General features: G+C 68.4%; 15 protein-coding genes and 1 pseudogene. 8 read left to right on the top strand and 8 right to left on the bottom strand.

The features are described 5' to 3' along the window. Window positions 1-403 precede the first annotated feature (403 nt). Both ACQPXS_RS43955 and ACQPXS_RS43950 read right to left on the bottom strand, forming a co-directional pair. Entirely contained in the window at window positions 404-1,399 is a 996-nt protein-coding gene (locus ACQPXS_RS43955; protein WP_433455063.1) for a hypothetical protein, read from the bottom strand. Between the two features lie 68 nt (window positions 1,400-1,467). Then, the gene (locus ACQPXS_RS43950) at window positions 1,468-1,929 is read right to left on the bottom strand and encodes a PPOX class F420-dependent oxidoreductase (RefSeq protein ID WP_433455062.1); all 462 of its coding nucleotides are present in this window, start codon (window positions 1,927-1,929) and stop codon (window positions 1,468-1,470) included. A 131-nt stretch (window positions 1,930-2,060) separates the two neighbouring features. Between ACQPXS_RS43950 and ACQPXS_RS43945 the strand changes: the two genes are divergently transcribed. Then, the gene (locus tag ACQPXS_RS43945) at window positions 2,061-2,873 is read left to right on the top strand and encodes an amidohydrolase family protein (RefSeq protein ID WP_433455061.1); all 813 of its coding nucleotides are present in this window, start codon (window positions 2,061-2,063) and stop codon (window positions 2,871-2,873) included. An 18-nt stretch (window positions 2,874-2,891) separates the two neighbouring features. Here ACQPXS_RS43945 and ACQPXS_RS43940 read toward each other — a convergent pair whose 3' ends face one another. Beyond that, window positions 2,892-3,437 carry a hypothetical protein gene (locus ACQPXS_RS43940; RefSeq protein WP_433455060.1) on the bottom strand — a complete coding sequence of 182 codons (546 nt, stop codon included), beginning with the start codon at window positions 3,435-3,437 and terminating at the stop codon, window positions 2,892-2,894. A gap of 333 nt (window positions 3,438-3,770) precedes the next feature. Here ACQPXS_RS43940 and ACQPXS_RS43935 point away from each other — a divergent pair, with 333 nt between their 5' ends. The 3 genes from ACQPXS_RS43935 to grpE all read left to right on the top strand — a co-directional run bounded on the left by ACQPXS_RS43935 (window position 3,771) and on the right by grpE (window position 7,098). After that, window positions 3,771-4,613 (top strand): hypothetical protein, encoded by an 843-nt coding sequence (locus ACQPXS_RS43935; RefSeq protein ID WP_433455059.1) that lies wholly within the window; start codon window positions 3,771-3,773, stop codon window positions 4,611-4,613. Between the two features lie 134 nt (window positions 4,614-4,747). Further along, the gene (gene dnaK, locus ACQPXS_RS43930) at window positions 4,748-6,604 is read left to right on the top strand and encodes a molecular chaperone DnaK (protein ID WP_433455058.1); all 1,857 of its coding nucleotides are present in this window, start codon (window positions 4,748-4,750) and stop codon (window positions 6,602-6,604) included. Window positions 6,605-6,606: 2 nt separating this feature from the next. Then, window positions 6,607-7,098, top strand: coding sequence for a nucleotide exchange factor GrpE (grpE, locus tag ACQPXS_RS43925; RefSeq protein ID WP_433455057.1), 492 nt, complete (start codon window positions 6,607-6,609; stop codon window positions 7,096-7,098). A 237-nt stretch (window positions 7,099-7,335) separates the two neighbouring features. On the opposite strand, the gene ACQPXS_RS43920 is transcribed toward grpE, so the two are convergent. After that, entirely contained in the window at window positions 7,336-8,325 is a 990-nt protein-coding gene (locus ACQPXS_RS43920) for a helix-turn-helix transcriptional regulator (protein WP_433455056.1), read from the bottom strand. A gap of 93 nt (window positions 8,326-8,418) precedes the next feature. Here ACQPXS_RS43920 and ACQPXS_RS43915 point away from each other — a divergent pair, with 93 nt between their 5' ends. The 3 genes from ACQPXS_RS43915 (at window position 8,419) to ACQPXS_RS43905 (ending at window position 10,416) form a co-directional block, all read left to right on the top strand. After that, on the top strand, window positions 8,419-8,817 hold the full coding sequence (locus tag ACQPXS_RS43915; RefSeq protein WP_433455055.1) for a VOC family protein: 399 nt from the start codon (window positions 8,419-8,421) through the stop codon (window positions 8,815-8,817). Window positions 8,818-8,992: 175 nt separating this feature from the next. Next, window positions 8,993-9,520 (top strand): SMI1/KNR4 family protein, encoded by a 528-nt coding sequence (locus ACQPXS_RS43910; protein WP_433455054.1) that lies wholly within the window; start codon window positions 8,993-8,995, stop codon window positions 9,518-9,520. A gap of 200 nt (window positions 9,521-9,720) precedes the next feature. Next, window positions 9,721-10,416 carry a formylglycine-generating enzyme family protein gene (locus tag ACQPXS_RS43905; RefSeq protein ID WP_433455053.1) on the top strand — a complete coding sequence of 232 codons (696 nt, stop codon included), beginning with the start codon at window positions 9,721-9,723 and terminating at the stop codon, window positions 10,414-10,416. Between the two features lie 471 nt (window positions 10,417-10,887). Here ACQPXS_RS43905 and ACQPXS_RS43900 read toward each other — a convergent pair whose 3' ends face one another. The 3 genes and pseudogenes from ACQPXS_RS43900 to ACQPXS_RS43890 all read right to left on the bottom strand — a co-directional run bounded on the left by ACQPXS_RS43900 (window position 10,888) and on the right by ACQPXS_RS43890 (window position 12,302). After that, a complete protein-coding gene (locus ACQPXS_RS43900; RefSeq protein WP_433455052.1) occupies window positions 10,888-11,166 on the bottom strand; it encodes a hypothetical protein in 279 nt (92 codons plus the stop codon). Between the two features lie 91 nt (window positions 11,167-11,257). Next, window positions 11,258-11,473: pseudogene (locus ACQPXS_RS43895) on the bottom strand (IS110 family transposase); the annotation flags it as partial. Between the two features lie 79 nt (window positions 11,474-11,552). Next, window positions 11,553-12,302, bottom strand: a complete 750-nt coding sequence (locus tag ACQPXS_RS43890; RefSeq protein ID WP_433455051.1) for a hypothetical protein — start codon at window positions 12,300-12,302, stop codon at window positions 11,553-11,555. Window positions 12,303-12,810: 508 nt separating this feature from the next. On the opposite strand from ACQPXS_RS43890, the gene ACQPXS_RS43885 reads away from it, so the two are divergent. Beyond that, window positions 12,811-13,302: an SUKH-4 family immunity protein gene (locus ACQPXS_RS43885; protein WP_433455050.1), complete on the top strand. Its 492-nt coding sequence runs from the start codon at window positions 12,811-12,813 to the stop codon at window positions 13,300-13,302. Between the two features lie 300 nt (window positions 13,303-13,602). Here the strand turns inward: ACQPXS_RS43885 and ACQPXS_RS43880 are convergent, their stop codons facing one another. Beyond that, window positions 13,603-14,325: a VOC family protein gene (locus tag ACQPXS_RS43880; RefSeq protein ID WP_433455049.1), complete on the bottom strand. Its 723-nt coding sequence runs from the start codon at window positions 14,323-14,325 to the stop codon at window positions 13,603-13,605. Window positions 14,326-14,389: the final 64 nt, after the last annotated feature.

Genomic DNA, 14,389 nt, shown 5'->3' with positions numbered 1-14,389 from the left:
ACACTGAACGCTCCCGCTTGGTGTCCCGGCGTTGATTCCGAGCGTGATCTCAACCGCGCGTCTGCGCCCCCGATCGGGCCGACAAGGTTGCACAGGGACCCAGCGAATGCGAAGCACCGGCCGATATGACCTGGACCACACTTCCGAGGGGTTTCCGTCACGGCAGGTGGAGGCGTAGGTTCCGTTTACCCCGCGAGAGCGTCCTCACAGGCGCCGGTCCGCCAAGTCCCGGGACGGCGGACCAGCGGGGGCCAAACCTTCACACATCTCCAGCGGGGTCGGACGCGGGTCAGGCCGCACCGACGTGCCCGGCCCCGCTGCCACGGAGATCCCGGACAGCCGGGGTCGAGCCGCCTGCCCGTCCAGGACGACTCAGGCCGTCCGACAGGGTACGGGAGGATCTTCAGCCGGTGGGGAGCCCGAGGCCGTAGAACGTGACGTGGTACGGGCCCATGTACTCCGCCTCGCCGCCGATCACGAGGTCTTCCGGCTGCCGCACTCCCGCCGCGCGTGCCGTCGCCACCAGCATCTCCGCCAGTTCGTGGCCTCGCGGCTGCCCCGGGCCGCCCGCGTCGACGCGCCAGCGGGGATCTTGGTCGTCGTCCCATACCTCTCGCGTGGCCGGGTGGTCCGCCATCCGGCCCCAGCCGAGGGCCTCCGGCCGCGGGTCCATGTCGTGCGGCGGGAAGCAGCCGATCACCAGGCGGTCGTCGCAGGAGATCTCGAAGAGGAGCGGTGCGCCCGGCCCCGCCCCGCGGCCGTACACCGGCATGCCGATCGGCCTGCCCAGGGCCGTGGTCTCGGCCGGCAGGGTGGCCAGGAAGTCCGCCAGCGAGTGCGTCACCGCCTCCCAGCTTCTCGCACGCCAGCCGCCGGGGTGGCCCAGGCCGATGTTCGCGGGGTCGTTGCGACTGCCGAAGAATCCGCTGATCGCGTGTTCCTCGCCGTGCCCCTGGCGCCAGAACCAGTTCTCCAGCGGTCCGGTCGGCTGCAGCACCAGCTCGGGACCGTCCGCCCCGGCCCGGAGCTCCAGCGTGTTCGGCCGGCCGCGCCAGCGCAGGTACGGCGTGCCCCAGGCCGGACCTGAGGCGTAGAAGGGGCCGAGGTCGCCGTACACACCCATGATCGACGCCTCGCCGAGTTCCGCCGTCAGCTCCTCGCTCACCGCGCGGAAGGCCGCCGCCTGGGCCGCGGCCGCCGTGTCGGCCGGCCTCAGCACCGGCACCGCGAGCTCCACGTAAGCCTCGCCGTTCACGTACGGCTCCTCGAACCGGCCCACCGCGCGGAGGCGGCCCTCCCGGCCCAGGGCGGCGAGCAGAGCCTGGGTGCCTGTTTCCGTCCAGCCGTCCGCATCGGCCGTGAGCAGGCGCCTTGCCAGGTGTGCGTGCGTCTCGTTCATGCGAAGATCATCGCAGTCGGCACTGACAATCATGCCTGGACGGAAGGCCGCCGCCGGCGCGGACCGGCTCAGGACGGGATGACTCCCGGGCGGAACGGTTCGACGCCGACGATGTGGCGCACCCGCTCCGGCTCGACCAGAACGTGTACCCGCTGCTCGCCTACGATCAGCCAGGGATATCCGTTCAGGCCCAGGTACTTGCGGGCCAGCCGGTCCATGCCACGCTCGGCCTCCTCCCCCTCCACGAAACGCACCGCACGACCGGAGATCTGCACCCGGTCGTAGGGGTTCTCGGTGTCGGCGTGCGAGAGGTGGACCCTGGCGTCGTTGCGGAGGTTCTCCTCCTTGATCCGGCCGACCGAGGTGTTGAACACGATCAGCCCGTCCTCCAGCCCCACCCACATCGGCGTGACGTGCGGCGCCCCGTCCGGCGTCACCGTGGCCAAGTACCAGAAGTTCGGCGCCTCCAGCCGCTTCCGCACGTGCTCGTTCATCTCCGCCGCCACGACCGCGCTCCCCACCTTGGGCATCTCCTGCCGAACCACTTTGCCACAGCCACCCATTGACGGGGCGTCAGTGACGTGCCGGACAGGAGACACCTGCCGACGTCGAGCGGCTATGGTTGCCGTAAGCGATCGCTCAGCCCCTTGCTGGAGGATCCATGCCGGTCATCGATGTGTGGATGCAGCATCCCACGCTCCGTCACTCCAACCACGAGATGTTCGAGTCGTTGCGCCGGTGGACGGGGCGGGGACTGCTGGAGGAGCCGCTGCCGGTGAAGGCCACTGTCGCGGCCATGGCCGCGGCAGATGTGGAGATCGGTCTCGCGGCGGCCTGGTACGGGCCTCAGGGACCGCTGATCAGCAATGACGAGGTGGCCGAGTTCGTCGCACAGTCCGACGGACGGCTGCGCGGGGTCGCCGGCGCGGACCTCACCCGGCCCGTCCATGCCGTGCGCGAGCTGCGCCGGGCCGTGGGGGAACTCGGCTTCGCCGCCCTGCGGATCGTGCCGTGGCTGTGGCAACTGCCGCCCACCGACCGGTTGTACTACCCGTTGTACGCCGCCTGCGTCGACCTCGGCATCCCCTTCTGCACCCAGGTCGGCCACACCGGCCCGCTGCGCCCCTCCGAAACCGGTCGCCCCATCCCCTACATCGACCAGGTCGCGCTGGACTTCCCCGAACTGACCATCGTCTGCGGCCACATCGGCTACCCGTGGACCACGGAGATGATCGCGGTGGCCGACAAGCACGCCAACGTCTACATCGACACCAGCGCCTACACCACCCGCCGCTACCCGCGAGAGCTCGCCGAGTACCTGCGTGGCCGGGGCCGCAGGAAGGTGTTGTTCGGTTCGAACTACCCCATGATCACCCCTGCCCAGGCGCTGGAACACCTCGGTGATCTCGGACTGGACGAAGAAGCCACCGAGCTGTTCCTGTCCGGAAACGCCCGCCGGGTCTTCAACCTCTGACCACGCGATCATTTCGGGTCATCTGCGACGGCGGTAGCAGGTGATGTCGCCCGTGGTCGCGTGGTTGCCGTGGTCGACGTCGATGACGGTGAACACGGCGATGTCGCCGCTCGTCGTGTCCCGCAGGCAGAAGGTGCTGCCAGGCGGTGCCTGCGCGAAGTGAAGCCGGTCGTCGCGGGGGTGGTGAGTGGCCTTGGCGGCGCACTGCCCGGCAGTCGGTACGGCCTTCCCCGGTATGACGTAGATGTCGGTGAGTGGCTGGATCTCGAAGGCTCCGTCGCCGTCACCCCCGGCGTCCGTGCCGACGCTCCAGGCGGTCTCCGAGCCGCTGACCGCACCCGCGCGCAGGTCGAAGTCGTAGTTGTAGTTCTTCAGGGACAGCGTCCGGTGGCGGTAGACCGGGGTGTAGTCGTCCGGGGTGGTTGGCCCGGTGCCGGACGGCCGAGTCGCGGAGGCCGCCGCGGTGGATGTCGCGCCGCCGTGGCCGGTCTGCGGCGCCAGGACCCCGTAGATCACTCCGCCCACCGCGGCGGTGACGGCCGCCGACACCACGGCGGTCGTCACGCGATCACGGGTCGGCCACCGGCGTCCGCCGGGCGGCGCCGGCGGTGGGCCGGAGGGATCCGCGTCCGGACGGTCGGGTCCGCGTTCGGATCGTTGGGCGGCTGACCGGCTGCGGTCCGGCTGGTACTGAAGCGGGCCGTGCCCACGTCCGGCCGCGTGGCGCCGTCCCACCTGCGCTGGACGGCCGGTATCTCCGATCCACCGCACCGCCTGCGCCCCGGCGTCACACTGCGGCCGAAGCACACCCGTGGACCTCGGTGTGGCAGACATCCCAGGACATAAAGGGCGAGACATGATGGAGGTACCGATGTCTTCCGCGGGGAGGAGTACGGCATGGCCGAGTCCGGCTCTGGCGGTACCGGGGGCGTGGCGACCGGCAAGTCGCGGTTCGACGACATCTACGACCGGCCGGACCCTCGCATGTACTTCCGTCGGCTGGCCCCGCTGGAGTACGAGATCCCGCACCATGCCCAGCCGGTCTTCCGGCAGGCCGCCGCCGAACGGGCCGCACTCGACGACGGACACCCCGGCAGGCCGGCGGTGCTGGATCTGTGCTGCTCGTACGGGATCAACGCCGCACTGCTCAACCACGATGTGACGCTCGCGGACATGTACGAGCGGTACACCTCACCCGATCGCCAGGAGATGTCGACGGCACGACTCGCTGCGCAGGACAAGGAGTTCTACGCGGGACGGCGCCGCCCGGACGCGGTGCCGGTGTTCGGCCTGGACGTCGCGGCGCCCGCCGTGCAGTACGCGCTGGAGGTGGGTCTCCTGGACGCCGCCTTCACCGACGACCTGGAACAGGGACCGCCCGGCCCCGGGCTGAGGCGTGCGCTCGCCGAGGTCGGGCTCGTCACCCTGACCGGCGGCGGCAGCTACATCACCGACCGAACGTTCACGGCACTGCTCGACAGCACGCGGAGACCGGTGTGGATCAGCGCGTTCGTCCTGCGGACGGTGTCGTACCAGCCGATCGTCCGCGCACTGGCCGCGCACGGCCTGCACACCACACTCGATGTCTCCCGCACCTATCCGCAGCGGCTCTTCACCGACGAACGGGAACAGCAGTTTGCGATCGCGACGGTGCGGTCTCTGGGTCATGACCCCGCCGGGCGCGAGGAGAGCGGTCGCTTCCACAGCCTGCACTATGAGTCACGACCTGGCACTCGGTGACATCCGCCGGTGCAAGACTTGGCGCGAAGGCGCTCAAGTTTTACCAAGGCGATGAGCAACGTGGTCCGAATGAGCAGTTCGCAGTGGTCAGCCGGCGGGCCGAGAATGGAGGCGGAGCAGGAGGGAGAGTCCTGATGGCGCGTCCAGTCGGTATTGATCTGGGAACGACGAACTCCGTGGTCTCGGTCCTCGAAGGCGGCGAGCCCACCGTGGTCACCAACGCCGAAGGGGCCCGGACGACACCTTCGGTCGTGGCCTTCGCGAAGAACGGCGAGGTGCTGGTCGGGGAGGTCGCCAAACGGCAGGCCGTCACCAACGTCGATCGCACCGCGCGCTCCGTGAAGCGGCACATGGGCGATCACGGCTGGCGGTTTCCCGAGCACGGTGACATCGACGGCAAGCGCTACACGGCGCAGGAGATCTCCGCGCGCGTGCTGCAGAAGCTGAAGCGGGACGCGGAGGCGCACCTGGGCGAGGACGTCACCGACGCCGTGGTCACCGTCCCCGCGTACTTCGACGACGCACAGCGGCAGGCGACCAAGGAGGCCGGGGAGATCGCCGGCCTGAACGTGCTGCGGATCATCAACGAGCCGACGGCCGCCGCGCTGGCGTACGGGCTGGACAAGGAGAACGACCAGACGGTTCTCGTCTTCGATCTGGGCGGTGGCACCTTCGACGTGTCGCTGCTGGAGATCGGGGAGGGAGTCATCGAGGTCAAGGCCACCAACGGCGACACCCACCTCGGCGGCGACGACTGGGACCAGCGGATCGTCGACCGCCTGGTCACGACCTTCAAGAACAACCACGGCATCGATCTGGCCAAGGACAAGATGGCCGTGCAGCGCCTGCGGGAGGCGGCGGAGCGGGCCAAGGTCGAGTTGTCGAGCTCGACGGAGACGAACCTCAACCTCCCCTACATCACGGCCTCGCCGGAGGGCCCGCTGCACCTGGACGAGAAACTCACCCGCGCCCAGTTCCAGCAGCTGACGTCGGATCTGCTGGAGCGGTGCAAGGGCCCGTTCCACAACGCGGTGAAGGACGCCGGGATCAAGGTGTCGGACATCAACCATGTCATTCTGGTGGGCGGCTCGACCCGTATGCCCGCGGTGACGGAGCTGGTGCGGGAGCTCACCGGCAAGGATCCGCACAAGGGCGTGAACCCGGACGAGGTGGTGGCCGTCGGCGCCTCGCTCCAGGCCGGCGTCCTCAAGGGCGAGGTCAAGGATGTCCTGCTGCTCGACGTCACCCCGCTGTCCCTGGGCATCGAGACCAAGGGCGGCATCATGACCAAGCTGATCGAGCGCAACACCACGATCCCGACCCGCCGCTCGGAGATCTTCACCACCGCCGAGGACAACCAGCCCTCGGTGACCATCCAGGTCTTCCAGGGCGAGCGGGAGATCGCCGCGTACAACAAGAAGCTCGGCATGTTCGAGCTGACCGGCCTGCCTCCCGCGCCGCGCGGAGTGCCGCAGATCGAGGTCGCCTTCGACATCGACGCCAACGGGATCATGCACGTCTCCGCCAAGGACCTCGGCACCGGCAAGGAACAGAAGATGACCGTCACCGGTGGCTCGGCGCTGCCCAAGGACGACATCGACCGCATGGTCCGCGAGGCGGAGCAGCATGCCGAGGAGGACCGCCGACGCCGGGAGGCCGCTGAGACCCGCAACCAGGCCGAACAGCTCGTCTACTCCACCGAGAAGCTCATCCGGGACAACCCCGACAACATCCCGGCGGACGCGAAGAGCGAGACGGAGAGCGCGCTCGCTGAGCTGAAGGAGCGGCTGAAGGGCGACGACACGGCCGCGATCCGGCAGGCCATGGAACGTGCGACCGAGGCGGCGCAGAAGATCGGTACGGCGATGTACGAGCGGTCCCGCACGGAGAGCCAGACGGCCTCCGGTGCGGACGCGTCCGCTGCCGACTCCTCGGACGAGGGTGTGGTGGACGCCGAGATCGTCGACGACGACAAGCCGGAGGCGGGCTGACCATGGACAAGGGCCGGCTGCAGAACCCGGACCCCGCCCTGCTGCAGCGTCTGCTGGAGGAACGCACGGCCGACCTGCAGCGGCTGAAGGCCGAGTACGACAACTACCGCAAGCGGGTGCGCCGGGACCGCATGGCCGTACGCGAGATCGCCGTGGCCAACGTCCTGCGTGCCCTGCTGCCCGTCCTGGACTCCGTCGACCGCACGTGCGCGCACGAGCCCAGGACAGTGGGGCTGAAGGACATCGCCGACACTCTTGGCGCCCAGCTGGGGTCCCTGGGACTGGAGACGTTCGGAGAGGAGGGCGACCCCTTCGACCCGGCGTGCCACGACGCCGTCACCCACCATGTCTCCCCCGACACCGACCGGTTGATCTGCACGAAGATCCTGCGCCCCGGCTACCGGCTCGGCGCCCAACTGCTCCGCCCGGCCCACGTGGAGGTCACCGGACCGCCGCCACCCGCGAGAAACCCGCTGGTGTACGCAGGCGTCTAAGGGCCCGTTGCCAAGCGGACTTTGACGCTCCGTGCCGTTACGTGGGAGGTGATGGCGCCGATCTGTAGGCGCTTGCAAGCATCCTGACCTCGCCGCGTCGGTCGGACGCGATGCCGGATCGGAGTGATCACTAGTGTCCGTGGCCGCGTCCGTGCTCGTCCGCCGGTGTGCGTCGACGTTGTCACGCAGTTGGACGCTCATCCAGTTGTGCCGTCTCGTGACATTGGTTCCTCACCGTCAGGCTTGGCGGGCGTAGGACGCGAGGCGATCGGCGAGCGCGATGACGAGGTCGCGCAGTTCAGCGGGGCGCTCGATGACGAACGGCCGGTCGAGTGAGGCGAGTATCGGAGGCAACCAGTCGAGCCGCTCCGCCCGCAGCTCGACGCGCAGCCAGTGCTCGGCGGCCGGGTCCTGGCCGGCCACGGGCTCGTGCTCCTCCAGGCTCGCGACGCTGGCGGGAAGGTACGCGCGGATCTGCCCAACCGTCCCGTGGATCCGCAAGGTCACCTCATGCCGGTACTCGGCCGTGGCAAATCCTGACAACACGCGCTGTGCCGGACCGGGACCCACCGGCGCTTCGAATGAGCCGGGCAGGGTCCGCGCGTCTGCGATGCGATCGAGCCGGAAGGTTCGGTCCTCGCCGACCTGGGCGTCCTTGCCCGTGACGTACCACCGGCCCGCATGGGCGACGATCCCGTACGCGTGCAGTGTGCGTTCGCTGCGCCGTCCGTCGCGGTCGGTGTAGCGGATCGAGACCGGTCGGCGGTGGCGCACCGCATCGGCGATGGTGAGCAGGAGCCCGGCGTCCGGGTGGTCCAACTCGCCGGGGTGATCCGTGAAGGCGAGAGCTTCCAGGAGTGTGTCGAGCCGGCGGGCGATGTGCTTGGGCAGCACCCGCCGGATCTTCGCTGACGCCGTCTCGTTTGCCGTGCGCTCCGTCGCCGTCAGCCCTGCCTGGCGGCCGGCGACCAGGCCGAGCAGCACGGCCAGCGCCTCGTCGTCGCTGAGCATGAGCGGGGGCAAGCGGTACCCGGGAGCCAGCCGGTACCCGCCGTAGCGGCCGCGCACCGACTCCACGGGCACGTCCAGGTCGATCAGCTGGTCCACATACCGCCGCACAGTGCGCCCTTCGACGCCGAGGCGGTCGGCGAGCTCGGCCACAGTCCGGGTGCCGCCCGACTGCAGCAGCTCCAGGAGTGTCAGCACGCGGCCGGTGGGTCGAGGCATGTTCGCACTCTAACGCGAATACCGGACCGATTCTGTCCACTATTTCTCCTAGCCTGCGACGCGTATGCCTCCAGCACAGCCAAGGAGACTCCCATGGACTTCGTCTCGATCCGCATCATCACCAGCGACGTCGCACGCCTCGTCGAGTTCTACGAGCGAGCCACAGGGATGGAGGCGATACGGGCCACCGAGGACTTCGCCGAACTCAAGACCGCGGGCGCAACCCTCGCGATCGCCAGCACCCGCACCGTCCCGCTGTTCGCCCCGGGCTCTGCCCGCCCGGCGGACAACCGCAGCGTGATCACCGAGTTCCTCGTCGACGACGTGGACCGCGTTCACCAGAACCTGACCGGCTTCGTCACCGACTTCGTCAACGAGCCCACCACGATGCCCTGGGGCAACCGGTCGCTGCTGTTCCGCGACCCCGACGGCAACCTCGTCAACTTCTTCACCCCCGTCACCCCGGAGGCCATCGAAAAGTTCACACGCTGACGCCACGCACAGCCGCTCACGCGGGAGCCTTGAGATCCCAGGGCTCCCGGTGAACGCGGCCCCCGAGTCCAGGAGCGCCACCAGCAGGGCAGGGCACACGGGACAGGAGTGGGATCGTGGCACCCGCCACTCGTACGAGTCCTACTCGAACCGGGCCGGCTGGGGGCGACAGGCCATGACCGACGACGAGATTGTCGAGGCCGTCCGCACCCGTGTCGCCGACCGTGACCTACCCCCGCCGGCAACGCCGGAGGACGTTACGGCGGTCGAGCGTGCGGTCGGCCGCCCGATGCCACAGTTGCTGCGGCGCCTCTACCTGGAAGTCGCCAACGGCGGCTTCGGAGTCTGGGAATGCCTCTCGTTGACGGACACCGGCAATTGGTTCAGCGAAGAGCGGGACATGATCGAGGCGCACCGGCTCTTCTCGGCGATGGACGACTCCGACATCCCCGCAACACCCGAGGGGGTCGTCCCGCTCATGGACCGCGGCTGCTGCATGTGGACGATGATCGACTTCAGCACCCCCGAGGGCCGCGTCTGGGACTGGGATGCCAATGACTGCTGCGTCCTGGTCCCGACCACTTTGGCCCTCGCCCGGTGGCTTACCGGCTGGCTGGAGGGCTGGACAGTCCCAGGGCCGTACTCCCGGTTCCGCATACACGCCGACGGCTGCCCTGACCGACAACCGTCAGTTTCTTCGTAGTGGGCTCGGCTCCAAGCATCTCGTCCGCCAGTGGTCCACGGGAGCCCTGACACCGGATCTGGATGCCCTCCTTCGTCCGGAACGCCCAGCTGCTAGCGTCCGGCACCATGTGGGCTCAAGACATCGTGGCCGGCGGACCGGCTTGGCGGCACACGCCCTCCGGAGTGGTCTTCCGGGCTGTTCCCGGTGGGACGTTCCGGATGGGGTTGTCCGACGCGGAACTGGACGCCGTTCGTGCCATCGAGCGGGCCGACGGCGCCGATGACGACCTCGAAGCGTTCTTCGCTGGTGCTGTCCGAGTAGCCCGGCCGGTGCGGGAAGTGCGAGTCGAGCCATTCCTGATCGCCCGTCATCCGCTCACGGTTGCACAAGTACGGCACTGGCTGCCCGAGTACGAGGACGACTTCGCCGACTCGGCTTCGAGCACCGCCCGGCTCGAGGACGACTTGGATGACCTGCTCGGGACGTTGCCATTCCGGCTGCCCAGCGAGGCGGAGTGGGAGTATGCGGCCCGGGCGGGCACCACCACCCTGACCTTCCGCGGGAACGGGAGGCCGGACGAGGACCAGGTGCTCGACGACTTTGCCGACGAGGAGCGCACTGCCGCGGCTGAGAACGCCTTCGGGCTGGCGGCGATGGGATCGGCAAACGAAATCTGCGCTGACGTGTGGATCCCGCATTTCACGGACGCACCGGTGGACGCCCGCCCCCGTACCGGAGACGGACCGCGGGTGGTGCGCGGAGGCGCCGGCGACCTCTATCCGTGGCAGGGCTGCGACGAGTGGCTGCTGTTGCTCTCCGCCACCCGCTACGAGTTCCAGGACTTCACCGCGGTCCGTCCGGTTGCACCTGTGCCAACCAGCCAGGCGCATGGCGAGCACAGAGGCAACGCGTAGTCGGGAAGCGCGCCGGAACGCATAAGAACAATCCCGGACCCCACTTGCCGTGCGACCAAGTCGCCAGTTGGGAAGATCGCGTATCCGGATGCGGCCTGAGCCGGCAAGACGCTGGCAGGATGGCCCGCGCCTTCCTGACGCGCTATCCGGTGTTCCCCGCTCGTGTCTGCTCGATCGGGCACGCGAGGAGCACGTGCGCGCCTCGCTCCCTGGCCGCGGATCGTGGGCAGCAATACGCTTCGCCCTTGAACCTGGGGGATACGAGGCATGGGGCGCTCGCTGTTGGGCTCGGTGGCCTATCGCCTCTGAAGCATGACACAAGCGCGGGTTGGGGGTCCGGACTCTGGGGGTTCGTCGCGGTCCTGGTCATCCTCGCGCTGATCGGGGTCTTGGTGTTCTCCGTACGACGGGGCTCCTCGTCGAATGACGAAGATTGATTCATCGCAAGTGCCTCTGCTGGGCCGGGGGGTGTCAGGCATCGGCGTCGGCGGCCTCCTCAAGCAGGTCCATGGCGTGGTTGTGGAAGCGGCGTTCGGCGTCACGGCACGGTGCGTTGAAGAAGGCGCGTTGGGCTTGGGCAAGATCGCAGTTCAGCAGACCCATGGTCACGAACACGGCTTCGACTCCATGACACCCCTTGTCCTTGAGGAACTGCTGGAGCGCGTCCGTGTCGCCGGTTGCCTCCCAGACGGGCCGGGCGGTTTCCTGCATGGCAGCGATGCGTGCTGATCGTTCTGCGTCGAGGCCCACTGGACCCACCTTTCTGGTTTGGCCCGCAGGCTACCGCCAGGTAGGCGGGGTGCGCTGGCCCGTTTAAGCGGCTTCGGCGACGGGTGGATGGAGGGTGACCGGCTCTGCCGTCGCGCAGGAGGGCGCATAGGACGTCGACACGTCGGCGGGCGAGGGCGATGACGGCCTGGACGTGCGTGCGGCCCTCGGTCCGCTTCTTCAGGTAGTAGCCGCGGTCGGGGCCTTCGCGGACGATGCTGGTCTGGGCGGGCAGATAGAAAACGCGGCGGAGGCGCCCGCTGTGGCGCTTGGGGCGGTGAAGGTTGCCGATGCAGCACGACAGCCGCCTCAGCGACGCTCCCGCGTCTCAGCCTCGGCACGGTCCGGGACCGGGGCGGTGATGTGGTTCAGGCGCTCCAACGAGTGGCGATGGCTTCCGCGACGCTGAAGAGCGCATCGCACTCGGCGCACCGTGCTTCGCCGAAAACGTAAGTCAACTTATGCGCGACATCGGTCTGGTCGTCTGCGAGCGCGCGACTGTGGAGTCTTTGGGCCAGCCCCTCCAGGGCTGAGGGGTTCGCAGGCTGCAGCGGGATCCTTTTCGCCGCGGTCTCGCTCATGTACATGCTGTCGGTGGTCGAGAAGAAGCCGTACTCGCCGAACGCTATGAAGTTCTCCGCACTGCACGCGGGACAGGGGACTTCGTATTCATCGTCGTTCAGTCCGTCGAGCTGTTCGCCCCAGACCTCGACCCCCTCGAAGCCGAGGAGCGCGGCGAGCAAGTAGACGTAAGTGCCGGGGTCGTCGGCGAGGGCGGGATCCCGAAGCGCTTCCTCGGTCAGTTGCACCAGGTCGGACATCTCCGGGGCATAGGCCACGTGGGGATCCGGCTCGCCGTATGGCTGATCGGTACTGGCCGCGATGGCGCCGGCCAGCACGAGTGGCATTTGTCTGTCCGCGGGCGACCACTGGCGTGCCATGTCTCGCAGGGCAGGCAAGGCCGCGTGGCTTGCCGAGTAGACGGTGCCCTGATGGCACAGCCGGGACCAGAGTTCGGTCCAGTTGGAATCCCCTGGGGCCGGGCTGACTGAGTTGAGCAAGCCGGGAATGTCTTCTGCCGTGCCGTAGGCGTGGTGCAGCTGGGACCAGTCCGTCATGCGGATGATCTAACCAGCCGAGTGAAGCGTCGGACAGCTGCGGTCGTTGAACGACGGCCGGCCGTTGCCGACTCAATCCGTGCGCAATCTTGAGGCAGTGCGCCGTGCCAGGAATGCTGACGCCTGTGGAGCGCAAGGGTTCAGACCAGTGGATTCCTGTGCGGGAGGCCCTGGCCGCATGCTGGCCCCCTCTTTCCGGCCTGGTTCCGAGCGGCGCCTGGTCCGACCGAGAGGGGCAGCGGCTGTACGACCCGGGCTATCGGGGGCCTGACCCGACCAGCTGCATGGTCGGCCAACCGTCACTCCGCGTGCGTGGACCTAGTTCTGCGCCGCAACAGTTCGTGGAGGGGGCTGAGCAGGCTACTGCCGATCCGCTGAGATTGAGGTCGCCTGCGCGGTCGAGGGCTTCCTCCGGGGAGCCGGCGGGCAGTCTCCTGGGCAGTACGTTGTCCTGCAGCTGTCGCCAAGGCGGGGAGTGCGGGTGTGTTCTGAACAGGTCAGATGGGAAATGGACCGGTTGAACGCCGTCTCCCATGCGAAGAGCCGTGAATTCCTCGCACGACGAGGCGTTCCACGGGTTTCACTTGTCTTCTCTGCGACCGAGCCGAGTCGGGCGGCGGAGTGGGTTCAGGGGAATCGTCGGTACGTGGTCCTTGGTGACTACACCGAGGACGAACACTTCGTACTCGACACGGAACGGGGATCGATCCACTTCGGCGCCGACCCGGCAGATCGGGTCTGGCCGGTCAACTCGGGTATCGAGGAATTCGTGCGCTGCCTGGAGGCCGCGCAACAGATCTTCCCCTATTACCTTGCCGGCGCGGAGCCAGAGGAGCACGTGCAGGTCGCGAACCGACTCAAGACGCTCCTTCGGCAGATCGACTCCGAACCCTACGAGGCTGAGGGAGCGTTCTGGGCGTCGTTTGTCCACGATGTCTCCATCGGCAATTTCTGCACCGAGGACGTCGATTGGTGGCCTCCGGATCCCGAGAAAGAGTGACGGCCCGGAGGGGTGCTGATTCGCCTGGAGCTCACCGGTGAGGAACTCCAGGCCGACATCGCTCGCCTTGGGCTCCTCGGCCAGGGTCGGCAGGTGTCTGTGCCCGCAGTTCGCCGGCGAGGGTGACGCCTTTCCGAGGGCGAGGGACGGGCGGAAGCGGGCGGTGTGGTGCCGGATCGCCACCTTGTTCTTGCCCGTGCGCAGGGCGAGCCCGCCGGGGCGGCACAGGTGGACTACTGAGTGACAGCTCGTGTCACGGGTGAACGCCTATGAAACACAGCCCAGCCGACAACAGCACCGCTACCCCGGCCTCTGTACGGAGAACTCGTTGCCGTCGGGGTCGAGCATCAGTACCCGGACGCCATCGTCTTCGCCGATGTCGGTGCGCGTCGCGCCGAGGGCGATCAGGCGGTCGACCTCCGCCTCCCAGGCGGCGTCGGCGGGGAGCGCCAGCTCGAAGTGCAGCCTGTTCGGGCCCGTCTTCGGCGCCACCGGAGGACCACCCCACGTGATCTTCGTACCGCCGTCCGGGGATTGGATCGCGGTCTCCTGGTCCTGGTCCCAGACGAGTGGCCACCGCAGCGCCTCGCTCCAGAAGTAGCCGACCTCCTGCGTACCGTCGCAGGCCAGCGCTCCGATGAAGGCGGTGTCGGCGAGGAACTTGTTGCCCGCCTCGATCACGCAGAACTCGTTGCCGTCCGGATCGGCGAGCACCACATGGCCCTCTTCGGGGAGTTGGCCCACGTCGATGTGCTTCCCGCCGAATTCCAGCGCCCTGGCCACCGTCCGCTGCTGATCCTCCGGGGAGGTGCTCGTCAGGTCGAAATGCGCCCTGTTCTGACCGATCTTGGGCACTTGGCTCGGCACGAAGCGGATGCGGAACCCGGAGTTATCAGGGGGCAGGATCTCGACGTCGTCGTCCGGGCCATCGGCCAACTCCCAGCCCAGCAGCCGGGACCAGAACCGGGCCAGGCCCGACGGCTGGGCTGTGTTGAAGCAGATCGCGTACAGCTGACTGGTCATATCCCGTGCATCTCCGATCCACTGACGGTCGATACAGCGCCTCGACCTCGCCGCGAGCGCAGCC

It is taken from the genome of Streptomyces sp. CA-142005 (genome assembly GCF_050942335.1).
Classification (GTDB): Bacteria; Actinomycetota; Actinomycetes; order Streptomycetales; family Streptomycetaceae; genus Streptomyces.
This window is presented reverse-complemented; position numbering and strand designations above follow the sequence as displayed.